The organism is Ruegeria sp. G5 (assembly GCF_056533365.1).
Genome location: NZ_JBQFOK010000002.1, coordinates 489,856 through 506,857 on the forward strand (window position 1 = coordinate 489,856; position 17,002 = coordinate 506,857).

Below are 17,002 nucleotides of genomic sequence, written 5' to 3' on the forward strand. Positions count from 1 at the left end.
GCAAGACCATCGGTTCTGATGGGATGCTCTAAGTAGTGCAGGCGTTGCGCAACCCCCGTACGCTCCATTCCCAAGCCCGAAACTTCTTTCCGTCATAACTCCTTTCAACAAGCCGGACACAGCGGCGAAAGAAAGGAGCACAGATGGTATTCGATTTCTTGCGTCGTGGAGCGGCCGGGGAAGCGCCCGAGGCGAAGGCCAGCGCGGCGAGCCCCGTGGTGGCGTGGCAGACAGGCGGGCGCGTGGCGTGGAGCCCTCGGGACGCGGTGTCGCTGACGCGGACTGGGTTTTCGGGGAACCCGGTGGGGTTTCGCTCAGTCAAGCTGATTGCTGAGGCGGCGGCGGCTCTGCCTCTGGTGTTGCAGGATCATGCGCAGCGCTATGATGCGCATCCGATCCTGTCTCTGATGCGTCGTCCGAATGCGGCGCAGGGGCGGGCCGAGTTGATGGAGGCTCTGTTCGGGCAGCTGCTGCTGTCGGGCAACGCGTATGTCGAGGCCGTGCAGGCCGAAGAGGGCTTGCCGATTGAGCTGCACGTCCTGCGCTCGGACCGCATGAGCGTGGTTCCGGGCGCGGATGGCTGGCCCAAGGCCTATGATTACACGGCGGGCGGTAAAACACACCGGTTCCCGGCGGATGCGATCTGTCACATCAAGTCTTTCCACCCTCAGGATGACCATTACGGGTTTTCGCCGATGCAGGCGGCGGCGATGGCGATTGATGTGCATAACAGCGCGTCTCGGTGGTCGAAATCATTGCTGGACAATGCAGCGCGTCCCTCGGGGGCGCTGGTGTGGAAAGGCGATGGCCATGGGGTGATGGCCGAGGATCAGTTCCGGCGTTTGTCGGATGAGATCGAGCAGAATTATCGCGGGGCGCGCAATGCTGGCCGTCCGATGGTTCTGGAAGGGGGCTTGGATTGGAAGCCGATGGGCTTTTCGCCGTCCGATATGGAGTTTCAAAAGACCAAGGAAGCCGCCGCCCGCGAGATCGCGCTGGCCTTTGGAGTCCCGCCGATGTTGCTGGGGATCCAGGGCGACGCGACCTATTCGAACTATCAGGAGGCCAACCGGGCGTTTTATCGCCTGACCGTGCTGCCTCTGGTGACGCGGGTGGCGGCGGCGGTGTCGGAATGGCTGGCGGGCTATACGGGTGAGGATTTGGTGCTGAAGCCCGATCTGGATCAGGTGCCGGCACTGTCGGCGGAACGCGACGCGCAATGGGCACGGGTCAACGGGGCCGATTTCCTGACGGATGCCGAAAAGCGTGCCCTGCTGGGGTTGCCGGAGCGTGCGGATGGCTGATGGGTATCCTCCGTTCGACTGCGCGCCGGGCCTGCGTCTGGCCGCGCATGAGCGGGTGGCTGAAATCCAGCATGCACATCTGTGTCGCAGGCTGGACCAGATCGAAGAGATGATGGAGCGGCTGGAGAAGCGGTTGTGGCTGACGGTCTATGGTGTCGCCGCCGTGATTCTTGCGCAGGTGTTTCAGTCATTTCTAGCGGCAGTGCCGTGAATTCAGAGGCTTATGAGGAGGTGTTCATGGATTTGGAACACAAGTTCGCACGGTTCGGAGACGGGCTTTCGGTGTCCGAGGATGCGGTGATCGAGGGCTATGCCAGCCTGTTCGGACAAGTCGATCAGGGTAGCGATGTGGTGCAACGCGGGGCGTATCGAGGCTCGCTTGAAGGGCTCAAGGCCGCTGGGCAACGGGTCAAGATGCTGTGGCAGCACGACCCGGCGCAGCCCATCGGCGTCTGGGATGAGGTGCGCGAGGATGACCGTGGCCTGTGGGTCAAAGGGCGTCTGCTGGAGGCCACGCAAAAGGGCCGTGAGGCAGCCGAGCTGATCCGGGCCGGTGCGATGGATGGGCTGTCGATTGGCTACCGCACCAAGCGGGCCGTGAAGAACGAAAAGGGCCAACGGGTCCTGACCGAACTGGAGCTGTGGGAGGTGTCTTTGGTGACGTTCCCGATGCTGCCCAGTGCGCGGGTGGCGGCGAAGGGCGTTGAGCCTGAAACCGAAAACACCTGGCGCAGTATTGCCGAGGTGTTCAACGACGCCCGGCAGGAGCTGGCGCGGACCTAGCGCGCCTCAACCCCCACCCAAGAAATGGAAGTGCTGATGAGCAAGACCGAAACCCCGGCCTTGACCGGAGAGGGTGCGCCCCTGGTTCAGGAGGTGAAGCAGGCGATGGCTGGCTTCGTGAATGAATTCAAGGGCCTCAAGGCCGAAGTTAAAACCAAACTGCAACAGACAGAAGAGCGACTGACCATGCTGGATCGAAAATCAACAATCGCGGCGCGCCCGCATCTTGCGGCCTCGATTGAGGACGGCGCACCGCACCAAAAAGCATTCGACGCCTATGTGCGTTCGGGCGAGGATGACGGCCTACGCGGGCTTGAGATGGAGTCGAAATCCCTGTCCAGCGCCGTAAACAGCGATGGCGGCTATCTGATCGACCCGCAGACCGCCGAGATGATCAAGTCGGTGCTGAAATCCACCGCCTCGATCCGCTCGATCGCGTCGGTGGTGAATGTCGAGGCGAACTCGTTCGACGTGCTGATCGACCACACGGATGTGGGTGCTGGTTGGGCCGATGAGAACGCCGCCGCGACCGAGACGGCGGCCCCATCGATTGACCGTATCTCGATCCCGCTGCACGAGTTGAGCGCGCTTCCCAAAGCCTCGCAGCGTCTGCTGGATGACAGTGCCTTTGACGTCGAAGGCTGGCTGGCAGGCCGCATTGCGGACAAGTTCGCCCGCGCTGAGGCCTCGGCCTTTATCAATGGCGACGGTGCGGACAAGCCTAACGGTATTCTGAACCACACCAAGGTCGACAATGACGTCTGGGATTGGGGCAATATCGGCTTTGTACCCACCGGTATCGACGGTGGTGTCGATGCGGATGCGATTGTCGATGTGGTCTATGCGCTGGGCGCGCAGTACCGCGTGAACGGTACCTTCGTGATGAACTCGAAAACCGCCGGTCTGATCCGCAAGCTGAAAGACAGCGATGGCCGCTTCCTGTGGTCGGATGGTCTGGCGGCGGGTGAGCCCGCGCGCCTGATGGGCTATCCGGTGCTGATCGCCGAGGACATGCCGGATGCGGGCACCGACAGCTTCTCGATCGCCTTTGGTGACTTTCAGGCAGGTTACACCATTGCCGAACGCCCTGACCTGCGCGTCCTGCGCGACCCGTTCAGCGCCAAGCCGCATGTCCTGTTCTACGCAACCAAGCGCGTGGGCGGCGACGTGAGCGACTTTGCCGCGATCAAGCTGGTGAAATTCGGCACCGCCTAACGCGGGCTGAATCCTTGGGGGGTTTCGGCCCCCCAAGGCGGCGGGTGCGGGCCGGGGTGAGATCCCTTGCGTTGTCTAGCTGCTCCCCTCCGTCCGAGCAACGTGGGGCGGCGCGTGCCCGTCAATTCCTGAAGTTACGGCCCCGGAGGGGTCCGAGATTGCGGAGTGTATGGATGATGTTGATCGAAGAAACCGCCATCGCGGATGCGGCGCTGCCGGTGGATCAGTTCAAGGCGCATCTGAGGCTGGGGACCGGCTTTGCCGAGGACAGCGTGCAGGATGAAGTTCTGAAAGGTTTTCTGCGTGCAGCGATTGCAGCGATTGAGGCGCGCACCGGCAAGGTGCTGATCGCGCGTGAGTTTTCGTGGGATCTGAACGGTTGGCGCGATGCAGCGGGTGAGGTGTTGCCGGTGGCCCCTGTCATAGCGATCAGCGCGGTGACTGTGACCGGTCCGACCGGTACCGACACGGTCGTGGACAGTGCCCGGTATCGTCTGACCCAAGACATCCAGCGCCCGCGTCTGCGTCCGGCCGGCGCGTGCCTTCCGACTATTCCCACGGGCGGGTCGGTCAAGATTGCCTTTACTGCCGGGATGGCTGCGGATTGGGGCGCTCTGCCTGCTGATCTGGGGCAGGCGGTGCTGTTGCTGGCCGCGCACTATTACGAATACCGCGATGAGACGGCGCTGGGCGCGGGTTGTATGCCCTTTGGCGTCACCAGCTTGATCCAACGTTACCGGATTGTGCGCTTTGGTGCGGGGGGGGCGCAATGAAGACGCCCCGATTGAACAGAAAACTGGTGCTTGAGGCACCGGTGCGCAGCGCGGATGGGGCTGGTGGGTATACCGAGACATGGGCCGCGGTAGGAACGGTTTGGGCCGAGGTCACGGCCCGCAGCGGGTCCGAGCGGTCTGTTGCAGGTGTCCCGGTCTCGCGTGTTGGCTATCGCATCGTGGTGCGCGGCGCGCCCGAAGGATCGGCGATGCGCCCAACCCCGGATCAGCGGTTCTCAGAGGGCACGCGCCGGTTCGTGATCCGCGCGGTGGCCGAGCGTGACCCGCGCGGCCAGTACCTGACCTGTTTCGCGGATGAAGAGGTGGCGGCATGAGTTACGGCGTTTCAGCCGCTTTGCAGGCGGCAGTGTTTCAACAGCTGTCGGGCGACGCGCAGATCAACACGCTGTCAGGCGGCGCGATCTATGACGCGGTTCCGGCGGGGGCGGTGCCCCAGACCTATGTGACGCTGGGGCCGGAAGAGGTGCGAGATGCCTCGGACAGATCGGGCGCGGGGGCTGTGCATCGGTTCACCGTGTCGGTGGTGTCCGAGGCCGCTGGTTTCGGCGCGGCCAAGACGCTGGCGGGCGCGGTGTGTGATGCGCTGGAAGGCGCGGCACTAACCCTGGAACGGGGTCGCCTTGTGGGGCTGTGGTTCGAACGCGCCAGTGCCCGGCGCGCGGGAACGGGCGGCGCGATCCGCCAGATCGACCTGAGATTCCGCGCCCGCGTGGAAGACGACTAAGCAATCAACGGAGAGAGAATATGGCTGCCCAGAACGGAAAAGACCTGTTGGTCAAAGTGGATATGAACGGCTCGGGCCTGTTCGAGACCATCGCGGGCCTGCGCGCCACGCGGGTCAGTTTCAACGCGGAGAGTGTGGATGTCACCAGCCTTGAAAGTCAGGGCGGATGGCGCGAGCTGCTGTCGGGTGCGGGGGTCAAATCGGCCTCGATCTCGGGCTCCGGCGTGTTCAAGGACGAAGGCACCGATGAACGTGCGCGTCAGTTGTTTTTTGATGGTGAGACGCCAGCGTTTCAGGTGATCATCCCCGATTTCGGCATTGTCGAAGGCGCGTTTCAGGTGACGGGCATCGAATATGCGGGCTCGCATAATGGTGAGGCCACCTATGAGATGAGCCTGGCCAGCGCCGGCGCCCTGACCTTTACGGCGCTGTAAGCCGATGGCCAATCCGTGGACGGGTGAGGTGGCATTGACCATCGATGGGCAGCTGCGGGTGCTCAAGCTGACGCTGGGTGCTTTGGCGGAACTGGAACAGGAACTGGGCACCGGGACACTGGTGGAGCTAGTGCAGCGGTTCGAAGGCGGGGCCTATTCCAGCAGCGATGTATTGGCGCTGATCGTGGCCGGGCTGCGGGGGGGCGGGGCGGATGTGACCCGCGCCGACCTGCTGCGGGCCGAGATCGAGGGCGGCCCGATGGCGGGCGCCCGGGCGGCGGCCGAGTTGCTGGCACGCGCCTTCATGGTACCGGATCGGTGAGCGGGTTCGACTGGCCCGCCCTGATGCGGGCCGGGATGACCGGCCTGCGTCTGAAGCCGGACCAGTTCTGGCGCCTTACCCCGGCCGAGCTGCGGCTGATGCTGGGGCAGGGCGCTGGGATGCCCACGATGAACCGGGCTGGGCTGGACGCATTGTTGGCGGCCTACCCGGACAAGGAACAAGGAGAGCGTGATGACGACGGATCGTGACGGGATGGACGACCTGCAGGAGCGGGGTGAGGCGCTGGGCGACTCGCTGGGGGATGCGGCGTCCATGGCGGCGGCGTTTGACGGCCAGATGAGGCGGATCAAACAGGCTTTTGAAGAAACCGGTAAAGACGTAGCTACGCTTGAGCGTGGCATGTCCGGTGGTCTGCGCAAGGCATTTGATGGCGTTGTGCTGGACGGGATGAACCTGTCGGACGCGCTGGATTTGTTGAAGAATTCGATGATACGCACGGCCTATTCGGCGGCGATCAAGCCGGTGACGGATCATTTTGGTGGCCTCATTGCCGGTGGCATCGGCAGTTTTGTCCAAGGCATCCTGCCCTTTGCCAACGGCGGCAGCTTTAGTCAGGGCCGTGTGATGCCGTTTGCCAATGGTGGTGTGATAAGCGGTCCGACAACGTTCCCGATGCGTGGAGCGACCGGCCTGATGGGTGAGGCGGGTCCCGAGGCGATCATGCCTTTGGCGCGTGGTCCGGATGGCAAGTTGGGCGTGCGTACCTCGGGCGGCGGCGGTGCGGTCAATGTGGTGATGAACATCACCACGCCCGATGTGCAGGGTTTTCGCCGCAGCCAAAGTCAGATCGCCGCACAGATGAGCCGCGCGCTGGGTCGCGGAAGTCGCAACAGATAAGGGGAGCAAGGCATGAATTTTCACGAGGTGAGATTTCCCGCCAGCCTGAGCTTTGGCTCGGTCGGTGGTCCAGAGCGGCGCACGGATATCGTTACACTCGCCAACGGATTCGAGGAACGCAACACGCCCTGGGCTCATTCCCGCCGTCGCTATGACGCTGGGTTTGGAATGCGGTCACTGGACGATATTGAGACCCTTATTTCGTTCTTCGAAGCGCGCAGAGGGCAAATGTTCGGGTTCCGTTGGAAGGATTGGTCCGACTACAAGTCTGGTGCCGCGTCAGAGGAGGCCGACAAAGCTGACCAAGTGATTGCCAGTGGGGACGGCCTGAAGTCTGAGTTTCAATTGATAAAGACTTACGCTTCCGGCGGGTTCCAGTACGTGCGTCCCATAATCAAGCCGGTATTGGGAACGGTAAAAGTGGGGTTGGATCAGGACGAAGTTCGAGAAGGCGTAGATTTCGACGTCGACCTCACCCGCGGCCTTGTCACATTTGCCGATCCACCACCTGATGGTGTCGAAATCACAGCCGGGTTCGAATTCGACGTCCCCGTGCGGTTCGATACAGATAAGATCCAGACCAGCGTGGCCAGCTTTCAGGCAGGCGACGTACCCAACGTCCCTGTAGTGGAGGTGCGGGTATGATCGACCAAGGCAAAGACGACCTGTTTGCGCACCTGCAGACCGGTCTGACAACGACTTGCCGTTGTTGGGCGATCAAGCGTTCGGATGGCGAGTTCTTTGGATTTACCGACCACGATATGGAATTGAATTTCGACGGTCTTGTGTTCAAGGCAAGCACCGGCTTGACCGCTTCTGCCATTGAGCAAGCTACTGGCCTTTCCATCGACAACTCTGAGGCGATGGGTGCCCTATCTGATGCAGCTGTTACTGACGCAGATATTGAAGCTGGTCGCTTTGACGGGGCCGAAGTTCTGGCCTGGCTGGTCAATTGGGCTGCCCCGGAACAGCGGATGTTGCAATTTCGCGGCTCGATTGGCGAAGTGCGTCGGGCGGGCGGTGCTTTCCACGCCGAGCTTCGCGGTTTGACCGATTTGTTGAACAGGCCGCTGGGTCGGATCTACCAGAAACCCTGTACAGCCGTTTTAGGTGACCAAGCCTGTCGGTTTGATACCAGCACAGCTGGGTTTACTGCTGAGGCGGAAGTGTCTGATCTTACGGCGGGCAGCGTTTTGCATCTGATAGGCGCCGATGGGCCAGACGCTTCCTGGTTCGAGCGAGGGCGGCTGGATGTTATCTCGGGCGCGGCCGCCGGATTGTGGGCATCCGTAAAAGAGGACCTCAAGCTGTCGCGCGGCCGCCGTATCACGCTGTGGTCTGGGATCGGTAGGGGTCTTGCCGTGGGCGACCGTGTCAGACTTACGGCTGGTTGCGACAAGCGGATGGTGACTTGCCGTAAAAAATTCAACAACCTTCTGAACTTTCAAGGCTTTCCGGACCTTCCCGGTGAGGATTGGGTAATGGCAGTACCCAAAAAAGGAAATCCAAACAAAGGGGGTAGCCTACGATGAGCGTTACCGGACATCAGGTCGTTGACGAAGCCCGTTCGTGGTTGGGGACACCTTATGTGCATCAGGCATCCGTCAAAGGTGCGGGAACCGATTGCTTGGGGTTGTTGCGGGGGGTCTGGCGAGCACTGTTTGGGCCCGAGCCAGAAGAGACCCCGACCTACAGTATGGATTGGTCCGAACCTCAGGGAGAGGAACGCATGTGGGCTGCGGCCCGCCGCCATCTTTTGACCAAAGAGCTTGATGATCTGCGAAAGGGCGATGTGTTGTTGTTTCGGATGCGAGAGGGGCGGGTTGCCAAGCATGTTGGAATAGTCAGCGAGGACGGCGACACACCGCGCTTTATCCATGCCTATTCCGGACACGGTGTTGTGGAAAATACCTTGAGCGATCCCTGGCGGCGTCGGGTGGTCGCGTGTTTTGGGTTTCCTACGGAGGGCAAGTAAATGGCGACGATCGTACTCTCTGCTGCTGGTGCAGCGATTGGTGGTGCCATCGGCGGCACTGTCGCGGGTTTGTCCACCGCCGTGGTCGGGCGCGCCATTGGTGCCACCTTGGGCCGTGTGATTGACCAACGCCTCATGAGCCAATCGGTCATGGGTGGCGGTAGCGAAGTCGTTGAGACAGGACGCCTTGATCGGTTCAGGTTGACTGAAACCGGGGAGGGTGCACCTGTCTCGACCGTTTTTGGGCGTATGCGCGTGGGCGGTCAGGTTATTTGGGCCTCAGACTTTTTGGAAACGCGAAGCAGCACCACGACCACTCAGGGCGGAGGAGGAGGCAAGGGTTCACCAAAACCTCCCGAGGTTACTACCACCACCAATAGCTACAGTTACTCTGTTTCCCTGGCGATCGCAGTTGGTGCAGGGACCATCGCAGATATCCCGCGCATATGGGCCGATGGTGAGGAAATTGAGCGCGCTGGGCTGAACATGAGGGTTTATCATGGAACCCAGACCCAACTGCCCGACCCACTGATTGAAGCGGTTGAAGGTGCAGGCAATGTCCCGGCATATCGGGGTACTGCTTATGTTGTCATCGAAGATTTGCAGTTGGCGTCGTTTGGAAATCGTGTGCCGCAGTTTTCTTTCGAAGTGGTTCGACTTGATCAACCAGACTTGCCTGAAACAGATGAAGCTTTGTCCAATATCGTCCGGGGCGTTGCCTTGATGCCAGGAACAGGTGAATACGCCTTGGCCAGCGCGCAGGTGAATTACACAAAGGGCAAGGGTCAAAGCTGGGCCGCAAATGTGAATTCGGCGTCGGGCGTGTCGGATCTTGTAACCTCGGTGCGGGCTCTGAATGCCGAATTGCCTTCTTGTGAGGCGACTTCACTGATCGTCTCGTGGTTCGGTGACGATCTTCGATGCGGTCAATGCCAAATCAGACCCAAAGTTCTGCACAAAGACATTGAGGGCGAGAGCATGCCTTGGCGGGTCGCTGGTGTAAGCCGCAGCGCGGCGCAAAAGGTAAAACAGCACCAGAACCGTCCCGTATATGGTGCAACTCCGACGGACCAGTCCGTAATTCAGGCCATTCGGCATCTCAAACATAAGGGCAAGCGGGTAATGTTTTATCCGTTCATCCTGATGGACCAGCTGCAAAACAATGGCTTGCCGGACCCTTGGTCAGGCGCCAGTGATCAGCCCCATCTTCCGTGGCGGGGGCGTATTACCCTTAGCCGGGCACCCGGACGCAGCGGTTCCCCGGATGGACAGGCTTCCGCAGATGCCGAAGTGGCCAGATTTTTCGGGAATGCGCGTGCCAATGACTTTTCGGTTGTTGGCGGCGATGTTACGTACACAGGCCCGGAAGAATGGGGTCTGTTCCGCTTCATATTGCACTACGCGGCCCTGTGTAAGGCAGCCGATGGTGTGGCATCCTTCTGCATCGCCTCGGAAATGCGTGGTCTGACACAAATCCGAGGAATGTCGGGCTTCCCTGCCGTCGCCCAATTGCGTGTGCTGGCAGCAGAAGTGCGCAAGCTATTGGGGCCGCATACCAAAATTGGGTATGCGGCGGATTGGAGCGAGTATTTCGGCTATCAGCCCTCCGATGGCAGTGGCGACAGGTATTTTCACCTCGATCCGCTGTGGGCAGACGAAAATATCGATTTTATCGGCGTCGATAACTATATGCCTCTGTCTGATTGGCGAGAAGGCGAAGATCACCTGGACGCGCAAGCCGGTGCTCGCGCGATTTACGACATTGACTACCTTCGGAACAATATCGAAGGCGGTGAAGGGTTTGACTGGTTTTATGCCTCACCGGAAGAAGCCGCAGCTCAAATCCGTACGCCGATCGAGGACGGCGACCACGATGAACCGTGGATTTGGCGGTACAAGGATTTGCGCAACTGGTGGTCGCAGCCGCATCACGAGCGTATTGCAGGTGTCCGGCAGAGCCAGCAGACCGCGTGGATTCCAGGCTCAAAACCAATCTGGTTCACAGAGCTCGGATGCGCCGCTATAGACAAAGGAACGAACCAACCGAACAAGTTCCTGGATCCGAAGTCGTCAGAATCCAGCTTGCCAAGGTATTCCAACGGACAACGCGATGATTTCATGCAGGTCCAGTACTTGCGCGCGATGCTGGGGTATTGGTCCGATCCGCAGATTAACCCTGTCTCCGATGTTTATGGCGATCGAATGGTGGATATGTCCAACGCCTATGTGTGGGCTTGGGACGCGCGTCCCTATCCGGCGTTTCCTAACTTGCGTAGCCGATGGAGCGACGGTGCAAACTATGCCCGCGGGCATTGGCTGAACGGGCGCTCCGGGTCGCGGACGCTGGCTTCGGTTGTCACCGAAATCTGCCACGGTGCGGGGGTGACGGATATCGACACCTCGGGTTTGGATGGTGTTGTTCGAGGTTACGCTGTCGAACAGGTCTCGGACGGTCGTGCAGCCCTGCAACCGTTGATGTTGCGTTACGGATTTGACGCGATTGAAAGAGATGGCTTGCTTTGCTTTCAGATGAGAGATGCGCGTGCGCCAGTTCAGCTGGATATCGATTTACTTGCGGCCAGCGATGAGATTGACGGCGAAATCGAATACCGCAGAGAGGCCGAAGCCGAGATGACCGGACGCGTTCGCTTGCGGTTTGTGCAATCTGACTCGGATCATGCCATCGTTTCGGAAGAGGCCGTTCTGCCTGACGCGCGCACGCATTCCGTTTCAGAAAACGAGATGCCTTTGTCCATGACACGGGCTGAAGGTCGGCAGGTTGCCGAACGGTGGCTAAGCGAATCTAGGGTGTCGCGCGAAACGATCCGGTTTGGGCTTCCACCTTCGCAGTTGAATGTCGGTGCGGGCGACGTCATCAGCCTGAACGACGGCACGAACGGCGCGCGCTACCGCATTGACCGTTTGGAGCAAGCCGAGATGCAGATGGCAGAGGCTGTGCGCGTTGAACCCGGTGTGTATACACCATCTGATTTGCCAGATGATGTGGTTTCCGAGACGGCCTTTGTCGCGCCTGTACCGGTTTATCCTGTGTTCATGGACTTGCCGCTGATCACTGGATCAGAAGTGCCGCATGCACCCTACTTGGCGGTGACTGCTGACCCGTGGCCCGGAAGTGCAGTTGTCTATTCTTCCAGCGCTGACGAAGACTATGAGTTGCAAGAGGTGATTACAGCTCAGGCCACTATTGGCTTTACGCAATCGCCTATGCGTCGCGCCAGCGCCGGATTGTGGGACGATGGTGCGCCGCTACGCGTCAGTCTGATAGCGGGACAATTGGAGTCTCGAACCCGACAAGCGATTCTGAATGGCGCAAACCTCGCGGCCATTGGCGACGGTTCCGCGGACAATTGGGAGCTGTTCCAATTCCAAAGCGCAAATCTGACGGACCGCGGTGTGTACGAGCTTTCAAGCCGTTTGCGTGGGCAGTTGGGAACTGACGCCAAAATTCCAGATTTTTGGCCCGAAGGTTCAGTTTTTGTTTTGCTGGATCAGCGTGTCTATCAAACCAGCCTTCTGCGGTCTGAGCGCCGTATTGCCAAACACTATCGGATCGGGCCAGCCTCGCGCGGTTATGATGATGCATCCTTTGTGCACACAGTGGAAACCTTCAACGGCAATGGTTTAAGGCCGTACACACCGTCGCATTTGCGTGTTTCAAAAGACGGTTATGGCGACACGTTGTCATGGATACGCCGCACAAGAATTGACGGTGATGACTGGTCTGGAATTGATGTCCCGCTTGGTGAAGAGGCCGAGGCCTATCTGATTCAAATTCGTGCGGGTGGGACATTGGTGCGCGAAGCGATGACCACAAGCCCGCACTGGACTTACTCTGCGGCCACGAAAACCGCAGACGGAGTGTCCGGATCCTATGATGCCCAGATTTCGCAGGTATCATCCAGTTACGGTCCGGGGCTGCCGGCGACCCTGACCGTGGCGTGAACACATGCGACCAATTCTTCATGGTGATGTAAGCTCTGCGGCGCGCGCTCTTTTGTGCGCGCCGGTTCCAGAAAGACGTCGGTTGTGCCTTCGGATGATCGCCGAAGCTGAAACGGCGCATGACCATGTCCGCCGAACAGGTCAGCTTCATCCCGATTTTGGGAATGGGTCATTGATGACAGTGGCCCATACACGCCGTCTCGCGGATGAGCCCGGGTTTGACGACTTGAATTATTGCCATTGCTTTGAAACTGTAATCAGCTGTCTGGTTCAGCGTCACCTTAGCCGGACGCGCAGCTGACGCATTTGGTCGCCGCGAGATCCAGTTCTAAACGCTTGACCGGAATTTCATCCCCGCAATCTTCGCAATACCCATACTCGCCGTCGTGAAGGCGCGATAGCGCAGCCTGTAATCTTAATTTCTCCAGGTCTCGGTTTGCTTGTTGCGCCTTGGCCATTGCCTGGTTTTGCAATGCGTCCATCCTGCTAAGACGACCAATTGCCTGTTGATCCAATTCAACGACGGATTGCGCATCCTTCCCACTTTGCGAGCTCGCATCCAGTTCAGCCAGCCGAGCTTGGATGCAGGCAAAAAAGTCGTTGTCATTTATACCATTCATTTTCGTTATCCTGAGGATCACGGGTTTGCGTTTGGCGTTTTTACAACTAAATGGCATTCTAGGCGCAGCAAAGGATCAAAAGCCATGTTGGAAAAGCGCAGTCACGTAGCCACCGTTGACCCGGTCTGGGATCGGATCACGGTCGAAGCACAATCCGCAGTTGAGAATGAGCCGCTTATGGGCGGTCTGGTACATGCCTGTGTGCTGCACCACAAAAGCCTTGAGCGCGCGTTGTCCTACAGGATTTCAGCCAAACTGTGCTCGAACGAGATGTCGATGATGGTTCTGCGTGAAATCGTGGATGAGGCATATGCGGATGATGCATCTCTGATTGAGGCTGCCAGGGCCGATCTTATGGCTGTTTATGAGCGCGATCCTGCATGCCATCGCCTTTTGCAGCCGATCCTTTATTTCAAAGGGTATCAGGCTATGCAGGCCTACCGCGTCGGTCATTGGTTGTGGCAGAAGGGCCGTTTCGACCTGGCCTACTTTTTCCAGATGCGATCATCTGAAATCTTTGGAATTGACATCCATCCGGCGGCCAAGATCGGCAAGGGTATCATGATTGACCATGCCCACTCGATCGTTATCGGGGAAACGGCAGTTGTTGGTGACAACGTCTCAATGCTTCACTCTGTGACGCTGGGCGGTACCGGCAAGGAAGAAGAACAGCGGCACCCCAAGATTGGGAACGGTGTGCTTATTGGTGCTGGTGCCAAAGTTCTTGGGAACATCGAAGTTGGCCATTGCAGCCGCATTGCCGCTGGTTCGGTCGTGTTGCAAGAGGTTCCGCCGTGCAAAACAGTCGCTGGTATCCCCGCCAAAATCGTGGGTGAAGCCGGGTGCGATCAGCCCTCTATCTCAATGGACCATATGCTTGGCAAAGATCAGTAACTGATCTTTGCGCGGTTTAGTTGGAGCGGTTGTTCTTTTTGACCAGCCGCTTCAATCTACGCTCTTCACGTCGTTGCTTGCGTAGTTCAATCTTTTTGGCGCGTTCAGCTTCCCATTTTGCCACGGCATTTGGGTCTTTGTGATTGAACTTGGAATTCTCTCCTGGATACGAGTTTGGCTTGGCGTGGCCATCTGCTGGCGCGAAAGCCGCAAGCAGCAGCAAGATCAGAAACGTTCGGGCTGATTGGGTCAAAGTCATAGCACACCTTTGCGTCCGTAATGGCATGCAATGAGTGTGGTGTTGCTTTGCGCTGCGGGCAATGGGTCGCCGGTTCACGGACGCTCACATCACAGCAGTCGAAATGAGAGCCGCGCCAGAAATACACCGGCGCGGCGAGTGACTATGCGGAAATCAGGCCAACATAACCATCGGGTTTTCGAGGTTTTCTACGATGGCTTGCAGCAGCTGAGCACCCAAGGCGCCGTCGATGACCCGGTGATCAACCGACATGGTCACGGACATTACGGTTGCTACTGTCAGCTCTCCATCATCGCCTACAACTGGCTTCTTGAGCCCGGTGCCCACAGCCAGAATTCCGGCATGCGGTGGGTTCACGATGGCGTCGAAATTGTCGATACCAAACATGCCCAGGTTCGAGACCGCAAACGTGCCGCCTTGATACTCATGCGGGGCCAGCTTGCGTTCGCGGGCACGACCGGCGAGGTCTTTCATCTCGGTCGACAGGGCAGACAGCGACTTGGTGTCGGCATCCTGTAGGACCGGGGTGAACAGACCGCCCTCGATGGCGACGGCGACCGCCACGTCCGATGGTTTCAGTTGCAGAACCCGGTCGCCCGCCCAGACAGCGTTGCATTCGGGAACCTGCTGCAGCGCGTTGGCGACGGCTTTGATGATAAAGTCGTTGACGCTGAGCTTGACGCCCCGGCCTTCCAGCTGCTTGTTCAACTGGCTGCGGAACTTGAGCAGCGCATCCAATTTGATATCGCGACGCAGGTAGAAATGCGGGATTGTCTGTTTCGCTTCGGTCAGGCGCGCAGCAATGGTCTTGCGCATCCCGTCGAGCTTTATTTCTTCATAGTCACGGCCTTCGTACATCTTGGCGACGGCGTCTGCGGATGGGCCAGCCGGTGCCGCCGCTGCGGGGGTTGCCGCTGCAGGAGCCGGGGCTGCCGCCGGGACAGTCGCTGTTGCGCTTTCGACGTCGGCTTTGACGATACGGCCATGCGGTCCAGACCCAGTGATCTGCGCCAAATCGAGGCCTTTTTGCGCCGCAATTCGGCGGGCCAGCGGTGAGGCGAAGATGCGACCGCCATCAGCTTTGGCCGGTGCAGCCGGGGCAGGGGCAGGCGCCTCGGACGCCGCTGGCGCGGCGGCCTCGTTGCCTGCGGCGGCTGCGGGTGCAGCCGCGGGGGCTGCGGCAGGTGCAGCGGCAATATCATCCGCGCTTTCGCCGTCTTCCAGCAGAACCGCGATGGCTGTGTTGACCTTGACCCCCTCGGAGCCTTCCGGGATCAGGATCTTTCCGATCGTGCCTTCGTCAACGGCCTCGAACTCCATCGTGGCTTTGTCGGTTTCAATCTCGGCCAGCAGGTCGCCGGACGAGACGGTGTCGCCTTCTTTGACCAGCCATTTGGCAAGTGTGCCTTCCTCCATTGTGGGCGAAAGGGCGGGCATCAGAATTTCGGTGGGCATCTGTCTGTCGCTCCTTACCGGTAGGTCACTTGTTTGACGGCGGCGATCACCTCATCGGTGGTGATCAGTGCCAGCTTTTCGAGGTTCGCGGCGTAGGGCATCGGAACATCCTTTCCGGTGCAGTTGATGACCGGCGCGTCGAGATAGTCAAACGCTTCCTGCATCACGACCGAACTGATGTAGCTGCCGACCGAGCCTTGCGGCCAACCTTCTTCGACGGTCACCAGACGGTTGGTTTTCATCACGGAGTTGATGATCGCCCCGGTGTCCATCGGACGTATGGTGCGCAGGTCGATGACCTCGGCGCTGATGCCCACTTCGGCTAGCTTGTCAGCGGCTTCCAATGCGTATTGCATGCCGATACCGAAGCTGACGATGGTCACGTCTGAGCCTTCGCGCCAGATGCGCGCCTTGCCCAGCGGGACGGTCAGGTCATCCACTTGCGGCACGTCAAAGGAGCGACCGTAGAGGATTTCGTTTTCCAGGAAGACAACCGGGTTGGGGTCGCGGATCGCCGATTTCAGCAGACCCTTAGCGTCTGCGGCCGAGTAGGGCATGACGACTTTCAGGCCGGGGATTTGCATGTACCATGCGGCGTAATCCTGTGAGTGCTGCGCGGCCACGCGGGCGGCAGCGCCGTTGGGACCACGGAACACGATGGGGCAGCCCATCTGACCGCCGGACATATAGAGCGTCTTGGCGGCGGAGTTGATGATCTGGTCAATCGCCTGCATGGCGAAGTTGAAGGTCATGAACTCGACAATGGGTTTCAGGCCGCCGAAGGCCGACCCGACCGCGATACCAGCAAAACCATGTTCGGTGATGGGCGTGTCGATGACGCGTTTGCCACCGAATTCATCCAGCAGACCTTGGGAGACTTTGTAAGCGCCCTGATATTCGGCAACTTCTTCACCCATAAGGTAGACGTCACCGTCACCGCGCATTTCTTCGGCCATCGCATCGCGCAGAGCTTCGCGCACGGTTTGTTGTGCCATTTCAGCATCTGCAGGCCAGTCGGGCGAAAGGTCGACCACCGGTGCGGCCGGTGCCGTTGCTGCGGAAGCGGGGGCCTCAATCGCCGCAGGGGCGGCCTCGGTCGCCGCTGCGGCTGCGGGCGCAGCCGCGGGCAGGGCGGAGGCGTCTTCGCCTTCTTCGACCAAGATCGCGATAGGGGTGTTTACCTTGACGCCTTCGGTGCCTTCGTCGATCAGAATCTTGCCGACGATGCCTTCATCGACGGCTTCGAACTCCATCGTGGCTTTGTCGGTTTCGATCTCGGCCATGATGTCGCCCGAGGATACGGTGTCGCCTTCCTTGACCAGCCATTTGGCCAGCGTGCCCTCTTCCATCGTGGGAGAAAGGGCGGGCATGAGAATTTCGGTTGCCATGTCTTATTCGTCCT

General features: G+C 59.6%; 21 protein-coding genes. 17 read left to right on the forward strand and 4 right to left on the reverse strand.

Features of this window, described 5'->3' with window-relative positions:
* Window positions 1-143: 143 nt before the first annotated feature.
* The 16 genes from ACR0BD_RS05530 to ACR0BD_RS05605 all read left to right on the forward strand — a co-directional run bounded on the left by ACR0BD_RS05530 (window position 144) and on the right by ACR0BD_RS05605 (window position 12,673).
* Window positions 144-1,304, forward strand: a complete 1,161-nt coding sequence (locus tag ACR0BD_RS05530; RefSeq protein WP_480829297.1) for a phage portal protein — start codon at window positions 144-146, stop codon at window positions 1,302-1,304.
* Window positions 1,297-1,515, forward strand: coding sequence for a GTA head formation protein, RCAP_rcc01685 family (locus ACR0BD_RS05535; RefSeq protein WP_480829298.1), 219 nt, complete (start codon window positions 1,297-1,299; stop codon window positions 1,513-1,515). The genes ACR0BD_RS05530 and ACR0BD_RS05535 overlap by 8 nt, the downstream gene beginning before the upstream one ends.
* Window positions 1,516-1,541: 26 nt before the next feature.
* Entirely contained in the window at window positions 1,542-2,087 is a 546-nt protein-coding gene (locus ACR0BD_RS05540; RefSeq protein ID WP_480829299.1) for an HK97 family phage prohead protease, read from the forward strand.
* Between the two features lie 36 nt (window positions 2,088-2,123).
* On the forward strand, window positions 2,124-3,302 hold the full coding sequence (locus ACR0BD_RS05545) for a phage major capsid protein (protein ID WP_480829300.1): 1,179 nt from the start codon (window positions 2,124-2,126) through the stop codon (window positions 3,300-3,302).
* Between the two features lie 173 nt (window positions 3,303-3,475).
* Window positions 3,476-4,075, forward strand: a complete 600-nt coding sequence (locus tag ACR0BD_RS05550) for a head-tail connector protein (RefSeq protein ID WP_480829302.1) — start codon at window positions 3,476-3,478, stop codon at window positions 4,073-4,075.
* A complete protein-coding gene (locus tag ACR0BD_RS05555) occupies window positions 4,072-4,410 on the forward strand; it encodes a phage head closure protein (protein ID WP_480651932.1) in 339 nt (112 codons plus the stop codon). The genes ACR0BD_RS05550 and ACR0BD_RS05555 overlap by 4 nt, the downstream gene beginning before the upstream one ends.
* Window positions 4,407-4,820 (forward strand): DUF3168 domain-containing protein, encoded by a 414-nt coding sequence (locus ACR0BD_RS05560; RefSeq protein WP_480829303.1) that lies wholly within the window; start codon window positions 4,407-4,409, stop codon window positions 4,818-4,820. The genes ACR0BD_RS05555 and ACR0BD_RS05560 overlap by 4 nt, the downstream gene beginning before the upstream one ends.
* Before the next feature lie 20 nt (window positions 4,821-4,840).
* Window positions 4,841-5,254 (forward strand): phage major tail protein, TP901-1 family, encoded by a 414-nt coding sequence (locus ACR0BD_RS05565; RefSeq protein ID WP_480694048.1) that lies wholly within the window; start codon window positions 4,841-4,843, stop codon window positions 5,252-5,254.
* Between the two features lie 4 nt (window positions 5,255-5,258).
* On the forward strand, window positions 5,259-5,576 hold the full coding sequence (locus ACR0BD_RS05570; protein ID WP_480829304.1) for a gene transfer agent family protein: 318 nt from the start codon (window positions 5,259-5,261) through the stop codon (window positions 5,574-5,576).
* Window positions 5,573-5,785 (forward strand): rcc01693 family protein, encoded by a 213-nt coding sequence (locus tag ACR0BD_RS05575; RefSeq protein WP_480829306.1) that lies wholly within the window; start codon window positions 5,573-5,575, stop codon window positions 5,783-5,785. Before ACR0BD_RS05570 ends, ACR0BD_RS05575 begins: the two co-directional genes overlap by 4 nt.
* Window positions 5,769-6,434: a phage tail tape measure protein gene (locus tag ACR0BD_RS05580; protein WP_480829307.1), complete on the forward strand. Its 666-nt coding sequence runs from the start codon at window positions 5,769-5,771 to the stop codon at window positions 6,432-6,434. Before ACR0BD_RS05575 ends, ACR0BD_RS05580 begins: the two co-directional genes overlap by 17 nt.
* A 12-nt stretch (window positions 6,435-6,446) precedes the next feature.
* Window positions 6,447-7,079: a phage distal tail protein, Rcc01695 family gene (locus tag ACR0BD_RS05585; protein ID WP_480694040.1), complete on the forward strand. Its 633-nt coding sequence runs from the start codon at window positions 6,447-6,449 to the stop codon at window positions 7,077-7,079.
* Window positions 7,076-7,966 carry a DUF2163 domain-containing protein gene (locus tag ACR0BD_RS05590; protein WP_480829309.1) on the forward strand — a complete coding sequence of 297 codons (891 nt, stop codon included), beginning with the start codon at window positions 7,076-7,078 and terminating at the stop codon, window positions 7,964-7,966. The genes ACR0BD_RS05585 and ACR0BD_RS05590 overlap by 4 nt, the downstream gene beginning before the upstream one ends.
* On the forward strand, window positions 7,963-8,409 hold the full coding sequence (locus ACR0BD_RS05595; protein ID WP_480829311.1) for an NlpC/P60 family protein: 447 nt from the start codon (window positions 7,963-7,965) through the stop codon (window positions 8,407-8,409). The genes ACR0BD_RS05590 and ACR0BD_RS05595 overlap by 4 nt, the downstream gene beginning before the upstream one ends.
* On the forward strand, window positions 8,410-12,372 hold the full coding sequence (locus ACR0BD_RS05600; RefSeq protein WP_480829312.1) for a baseplate multidomain protein megatron: 3,963 nt from the start codon (window positions 8,410-8,412) through the stop codon (window positions 12,370-12,372).
* Between the two features lie 4 nt (window positions 12,373-12,376).
* A complete protein-coding gene (locus ACR0BD_RS05605) occupies window positions 12,377-12,673 on the forward strand; it encodes a DUF7742 family protein (protein ID WP_480829313.1) in 297 nt (98 codons plus the stop codon).
* On the opposite strand, the gene ACR0BD_RS05610 is transcribed toward ACR0BD_RS05605, so the two are convergent.
* The gene (locus tag ACR0BD_RS05610) at window positions 12,654-12,992 is read right to left on the reverse strand and encodes a TraR/DksA family transcriptional regulator (RefSeq protein ID WP_480829314.1); all 339 of its coding nucleotides are present in this window, start codon (window positions 12,990-12,992) and stop codon (window positions 12,654-12,656) included. The genes ACR0BD_RS05605 and ACR0BD_RS05610 overlap by 20 nt on opposite strands.
* Before the next feature lie 84 nt (window positions 12,993-13,076).
* Between ACR0BD_RS05610 and cysE the strand changes: the two genes are divergently transcribed.
* Window positions 13,077-13,886: a serine O-acetyltransferase gene (gene cysE, locus ACR0BD_RS05615; protein WP_480694029.1), complete on the forward strand. Its 810-nt coding sequence runs from the start codon at window positions 13,077-13,079 to the stop codon at window positions 13,884-13,886.
* A gap of 16 nt (window positions 13,887-13,902) precedes the next feature.
* Here the strand turns inward: cysE and ACR0BD_RS05620 are convergent, their stop codons facing one another.
* The 3 genes from ACR0BD_RS05620 to ACR0BD_RS05630 form a co-directional block, all read right to left on the reverse strand.
* On the reverse strand, window positions 13,903-14,109 hold the full coding sequence (locus ACR0BD_RS05620; protein WP_480829315.1) for a hypothetical protein: 207 nt from the start codon (window positions 14,107-14,109) through the stop codon (window positions 13,903-13,905).
* A gap of 189 nt (window positions 14,110-14,298) precedes the next feature.
* Window positions 14,299-15,600, reverse strand: coding sequence for a pyruvate dehydrogenase complex dihydrolipoamide acetyltransferase (locus ACR0BD_RS05625; RefSeq protein ID WP_480829316.1), 1,302 nt, complete (start codon window positions 15,598-15,600; stop codon window positions 14,299-14,301).
* Between the two features lie 14 nt (window positions 15,601-15,614).
* Window positions 15,615-16,988, reverse strand: coding sequence for a pyruvate dehydrogenase complex E1 component subunit beta (locus ACR0BD_RS05630; RefSeq protein ID WP_480829317.1), 1,374 nt, complete (start codon window positions 16,986-16,988; stop codon window positions 15,615-15,617).
* Between the last annotated feature and the right edge of the window lie 14 nt (window positions 16,989-17,002).